This is a genomic window from Clostridium frigidicarnis (genome assembly GCF_900111985.1).
GTDB classification, from domain to species: domain Bacteria; phylum Bacillota; class Clostridia; order Clostridiales; family Clostridiaceae; genus Clostridium_Z; species Clostridium_Z frigidicarnis.
In genome coordinates this window covers 1-6,071 of the sequence record NZ_FOKI01000080.1, presented here as the reverse complement: position 1 = coordinate 6,071, position 6,071 = coordinate 1, and the positions used below count along the sequence as shown (strand labels likewise).

The following is a 6,071-nucleotide window of genomic DNA, read 5'->3' as shown; positions in this document are numbered from 1 at the left end:
ATCACTTTGAGATGCCTCAATGTGACAATATGCGGTATTAATCCTCCTTTCGGAGGGCTATCCCCCACTACAAGGCAGGTTGCCCACGTGTTACTCACCCGTCCGCCGCTAGATTGTTTCCGAAGAAACTCTCTCGCTCGACTTGCATGTGTTAAGCACGCCGCCAGCATTCATCCTGAGCCAGGATCAAACTCTCAATTTAAAAAGTTTAATCTCTTAGCTTTTCGCTAATTATTTACTGTAAAAGAATTGCTGGTTCTTTATCTTAATCTGTTTAATTTTCAAAGACCAATTTGTTTGCCGCTTCATGCGACTTCTTTATAATAACATTTAAGGTAATCTGTGTCAACTCTTTTTTTCTTTAATTTAAAAAGTTTTAAGAGCTTGATGACTTCCTAAGTTAATAACTAGGTGTCATCGACGACAAGATTTATAATATCATATTATTCTATACACATACGATATTATTTTCCTTTTTATAAGTTTTATTTTTAAAATACTCCATTTTACTCTTATTTTCTTAATTATATTTATATTGATACACAAGGTATAGTTTTCCTCAATATTTATACTTTTATTAACCAAAGCACAGATTATAGCATATATTTATATTAATTATTTTATACTCAAGGTGAGTTTAATGAAGTTATCTTATTTAATTTTCACTTTTATAATGACCTCTTTCTTTATATTTTTTGTTCCTTTTTATTTTTCCTATGGTTTTTGTAAAAAATCATTAAGCAAATATATTCCTTGTTTTATATCTCTATCATTAGTATTCTTATTTTCTTTCATATATATCTTTGGTGATTCATTATATTCTTTCAAATATATATGCTTAATTCTTTTATCTACAATACAATTTATAGTTATGCTTATTGTAGCTCTTTATTTTAAATATAAAAAGGGATACTAGTGTGTAAACTGAAAAAGGTGAGTGTTAATATCTTATATAGATTTAACATTCACCTTTTCATATTTAATCTTTTAGTATCCCTTGAAAATTATCTATTAATAAATTCTTAAGAGTTTCCTCTTTCATATTTTTAATTTCACTAAGCTCTCTCGTTATACTTAGTATTTCTCTAGGCATTATAACTCTATCTTTAAAATAATTTTCTCCATTAGGTCCATCAGTTTCAACTAATATTCTATCATTAGGAATGGCTTCTATAATTTTTATTATATTATCATTCTTTAACATTTCTGAGTTTATAGTAAAATAGTAACTATTTTCTATCATTTTATATAAAGTATCTATGTCCCCTCTATACCAATGAATTATAACTTTATCACATTGAAATTTTCTAAGTGTATCAAATACATACGTTTCAGTTCCATTGGTGTGAATATTTACAAACTTATCCATGTTTTTAGCATTTTCTAAGAAAAACTCAAACACCTTCATCTGAGCTATTTTTTCATGTTCGCCTATATTATTAAAATCTAAACCGATTTCTCCAATCAAAGTGCTTTCTTCCATGTATGGTAAAAGCTCGTTTAGATCATTTACATATTGCTTAGCCCTAAAAGGGTGTATTCCGAAAGCTGGTATTACAAAATCACTTTTTGTAGCAATTTCATTATTTGTATTATATGATTCTAAATCCATAGAATTAGTTATAGTATATATATTATAATTATCTATTTCCTCTAGCGCCTTTACTAAGTCCAATTCACTATAATGATCTAAGTGGCTATGAGCATCTATATACACTTCTTCGCCTCCCCTCATAATTTATATAATATTATATCATTTATCACACTACTTCTCATCTTTTATATTTTTAGCTAATACACTATTATATTTTAATATTATAAAATCTATACATATACATTTCTTAAATTATACTTAATTTAACATTAAAATAACCTGAACTAATTTTTTTTATTTAATATTTATACTTATGTACTAAAAAATCATTTAAATACAGTGTGAATTAATTGACATTTTATGTAATTAATTCTTTATGAGAGGTATTTTGTTTTATTTAGTCTATAACTTTTAATTTCTATTTCTATTTAACGTGCTAAAATATTATTAAGTACATGTACTCTATCTAATTTTTATCATATAAAATTTAATAATAAGAATTCTTATTGTCATATCTAAATTATTAAAAAGGGGTTAATAGTATGATCAATAAAAAGAGTCTTTCCGTATTTATAGCTGCAACTCTTGTTTCAACATCCCTAACTAATTTTTTACCCGTTATGGCAAAACCTGAAAAGGCAAAACTCACAATAATGATGTATGCTGATGCAGATAATAACTTAGAACCCTATATGCTAAATGACATACAGGAAATGAAATCAGGTTATGTTAATGACCCAAACCTAAATTTAGTTACCCTTATAGATAGAAATGGTAATTATTCAAGTGATTCCTCTACTTTTGGTGAGAATTTTACTGATACTCGTCTCTATAAAATTGAAAGTAATTCCACTACTAGGATTAATGGAGGAGAGGAATTTCCAGAAATAACCACAACTAGTAATTATGAAGGTAATATGGGTGATGCTAATACTCTAAAAAAATTCATTGATTCTACTAAGGCTAATTATCCAGCTGATAAATACATGCTGATACTGTCTAACCACGGTGGTGGTGCTAAAGAAGAGTTAGATATTCTCGCACCTGATGTTGACAAACACATATGCTCAGATGAAACTAACAATGATGATATTATGTATATGGGCCAGATATCAGATGTTTTGACAAAGGATCAGTCTGTAGATATTCTTACATTTGATGCATGTCTAATGGGAAATGCAGAAGTTGCTTATCAATATAGACCTGGCAATGGAAGCTTTGAGGCTAACTATATGATTGGATCATCTCCTAATGTTTGGGGATATGGTTTTAAGTATGATAATATTTTTTCAAGGATAAAAGCTGGTGGTGGAACAAGTAGTGAATCAGATTTGACCCTTGGTGGAAATGAAAAATACTTTGATCCATCAACTGTTACTGATGCAGAATTGGGTGCATTATTTGTTGAAGAGCAAAGGGATTCTACTACACGTGTTAGCAATCAACAATTAAGTTGTTATGATCTTTCAAAAGCATCTGATTTAAAAAATTCTTTTGATGCATTCTCAAGAAGTTTAAGTACAAACCATGAAAAATCTGCTATTGAAAGTGTAAGAGGCAGTAAAACCAACACATCTTTAATACATTACTTTAAAGAATCATCCGAAACTGACTGGATCGCATATGCTTATTTTGATGCATATGATTTAGCAAAACAAATATCTATGAGAGCAACAATTAGTCCTGAAACAAAAAAGGCAGCTGAAAATGTAATGACTTCTGTTGATAATATGATACTTTACTCATTTGGTCAAAGTAAATTTGATGGTAATATTGACAAATTCCAGGAAGGTAAGAATGGCTTAAGTGTGTTCCTACCAGATGGATCTAGAATATATAATAACTACAACTCTGGAATTAAAGCACCTCACTGGCAACTACAAAAATGGTACAACCCTAATCATACCTTAGATAATTTAAAAGTTCCTTATGGAAATCTTTATTGGTGTAAAGATGGCATAGATAATGAAAAATATAAAGTAGGAAACTGGTTTGAACTTTTAGATTCCTGGTTTGATACATCAAATACTTCAGATGGTGGTTTCAATTCATTCCAATGGTAAATTTATGTAATACAAAAAATGTGTATCCCCTATAATATAATATAAAAAACCATTGTGGTATTGCCACAATGGTTTTATTTTTGTTATTTTATTATTCTTAAATCTTTTGATGTTTTATTTAATACTTCACATCCACCTTCAGTTACAAGAATTAAATCCTCTATTCTTACACCAAATTCTCCTGGTAAATATATTCCTGGTTCAATAGAGAATATCATTCCTGGTTGAACTGTATCTTCATTTATAGAAGAAACATCACCAAAATCATGATCTTCTATTCCTATAGAGTGTCCTGTTCTATGAGTAAAATATTTTCCGTATCCTTTTGCTTCTATGTGATCTCTTGCCGCTTTATCTATATCACAGAATTTTACTCCTGGTTTAACTATAGATATAGCTTTTAAGTTAGCTTCTTTTACTGTTTCATAAACTTCTCTTGCTTTATCAGAAACTGATTTATAAAATACAGTTCTTGTAGTATCTGAGCAATAAGAATCTTTTATACATCCGATATCTATTATTATAGAATCTCCTTCTTTAACAATACTATCATCTGTTCCATGATGAGGATCCGCACCATTTGCTCCATAAGCTACTATTGGATCAAATGAAAAACCTGATGCTCCATTCTCTTCATATACTTGAGCAAGTATTTGTCCCATTTTCTTTTCTGTATACTTCTCTTTAACAAGCTGTATCATTTTTTCAACAGCTATGTCTGTAACTCTTGAGGATTCTTTCATAAATTCTATTTCTTGTTTATCTTTACACATTCTAACTCTATCTATTATAGATGAACCATTAACATACTTACTTTCTCCATCTAATTCCATTAATTGCAATAAAAATCTTGCAGGCCAATTTTTATCAATACCTGTTACTTTATTCTTTTCCATTAAATCAGCTAATATCTTAACACCATTTTGTGTATCATTAATCCAAATTTTTTCCACACCTAAGTCTTCAGATACTGGGAATAACTCATTTATAACTAATTTATGATTCCCATTAACATTTAAGTATAAAGCTAATAATCTTTCACCTGGATGTATCCATTTTCCAGTTAAATAAAATATAGCAGATGAATCTGAAACTATCATTTGGTCCATTTTTTGTTCTGCCATCATTTCTAGTACTCTATTTAATCTATTTGTTTTCATAATAAAATCCCCCTATTTATAAATTAATAATTTAAAATTGAGATTCTCCATAAAATTAGTTACTCAATTCTTAATTCTTAATTTACCATTGTTTTACTTATAATTTGACATTCTCACTTTAAGATTCACAGAAAATTGTAATTTTTCTTTCAAAGTTTAATATAATTGTATTCCATTTAACAAAGTCTGTCAATATGCTCACTTGTGTTATAAATTGCCCTTAATATTTAAATATAAGTAATATTCGCTCTATTTTGATATTATCATATAAAACCTTTACTATTATAATAAATAAGTTCCTATAAAAAGTATTAAAGTGATAATTTTAGATACTTTTTTAACCATAAAAAAATAGACTACAAACTATACTTTAGTCAGTAGTCTATTCATTATATTATTGCTTAATTATAGATTTATTTGTATAAATAAACCTCACACTTTTAAACATACTATCTTTTAATATTTGTTGAAACATATCTCTTGCTATTATATTGCTATTGCCGTAAAAATCCTTATTATTTTCATTGCGTATTTGTATAACAGATGGTCTAAATTCTACAACTATCTTTTTAAATGGTTCATCTTCTTTATCTGTTAATATCCTAGCCTTACAAAAATAAGGATTGGATCCTAGAGCTAATTGAATCAATATAAGCGCTAATCTACTATTGTTTATTCTATTATAATCTCCTTCACATTTTACAACTGTTTCTTTATCCTTAAAGAATACTCTAACAATCACATATTCATTATAAATTTCAAATCTATTTCTTATTATGCAACTTAATCCAACTGCTTGGTCATACTTATCACAAATTAAATCTACATACCAATTTTTATTTTCTTTATGAAGTCTATCCACTCTTATATATGGGTCTGTTCCTATAGTTTTTCTTATCTTTTCATAGATAAATGATAGGTCTTTTGGAATTAGCATTTTCATCCAAATCATCCTCATATATTTAATTCCTAATTTTATTAGGTACTATATAATATTCTACATTAATACTTTTGATAAATGCTTTAATTACTATTTTAACAAATTACTATATTTTTTCATAAAAAAAACATGAACTAAAGTGTTCATGTTTTTCTATGGTGGAGATAAAGAGATTCGAACTCTTGACCCCCTGCGTGCAAGGCAGGTGCTCTCCCAACTGAGCTATACCCCCTAATATGGTGGACCTTCAGGGACTCGAACCCCGGACCTACCGGTTATGAGCCGGTTGCTCTAACCAGCTGAGCTAAAGATCC

General features: G+C 28.5%; 4 protein-coding genes, 2 tRNA genes and 1 rRNA gene. 1 reads left to right on the top strand and 6 read right to left on the bottom strand.

What is annotated here, in order from left to right; genetic code table 11:
• Positions 1-202, bottom strand: a 16S ribosomal RNA gene (locus BM119_RS19190); the annotation flags it as partial.
• Between the two features lie 777 nt (positions 203-979).
• Positions 980-1,717: a TatD family hydrolase gene (locus tag BM119_RS19180; RefSeq protein WP_177199518.1), complete on the bottom strand. Its 738-nt coding sequence runs from the start codon at positions 1,715-1,717 to the stop codon at positions 980-982.
• Between the two features lie 422 nt (positions 1,718-2,139).
• Between BM119_RS19180 and cloSI the strand changes: the two genes are divergently transcribed.
• Positions 2,140-3,657 (top strand): clostripain, encoded by a 1,518-nt coding sequence (cloSI, locus tag BM119_RS19175; protein ID WP_177199519.1) that lies wholly within the window; start codon positions 2,140-2,142, stop codon positions 3,655-3,657.
• An 83-nt stretch (positions 3,658-3,740) separates the two neighbouring features.
• On the opposite strand, the gene BM119_RS19170 is transcribed toward cloSI, so the two are convergent.
• The 4 genes from BM119_RS19170 to BM119_RS19155 all read right to left on the bottom strand — a co-directional run bounded on the left by BM119_RS19170 (position 3,741) and on the right by BM119_RS19155 (position 6,071).
• Positions 3,741-4,817: a M24 family metallopeptidase gene (locus BM119_RS19170; RefSeq protein WP_090043305.1), complete on the bottom strand. Its 1,077-nt coding sequence runs from the start codon at positions 4,815-4,817 to the stop codon at positions 3,741-3,743.
• 394 nt (positions 4,818-5,211) lie between these two features.
• Positions 5,212-5,760, bottom strand: coding sequence for a hypothetical protein (locus tag BM119_RS19165; protein ID WP_090043304.1), 549 nt, complete (start codon positions 5,758-5,760; stop codon positions 5,212-5,214).
• A 153-nt stretch (positions 5,761-5,913) separates the two neighbouring features.
• Positions 5,914-5,989, bottom strand: a tRNA-Ala gene (locus tag BM119_RS19160).
• A gap of 5 nt (positions 5,990-5,994) precedes the next feature.
• Positions 5,995-6,071: transfer RNA gene (locus BM119_RS19155), tRNA-Ile, on the bottom strand.

What these genes read in the sequence shown, in the direction of transcription:
- BM119_RS19165 (WP_090043304.1), bottom strand. Translation starts at nt 5,760, where the DNA reads ATGAAAATGCTAATTCCAAAAGACCTATCATTTATCTATGAAAAGATA.
- BM119_RS19170 (WP_090043305.1), bottom strand. Translation starts at nt 4,817, where the DNA reads ATGAAAACAAATAGATTAAATAGAGTACTAGAAATGATGGCAGAACAA.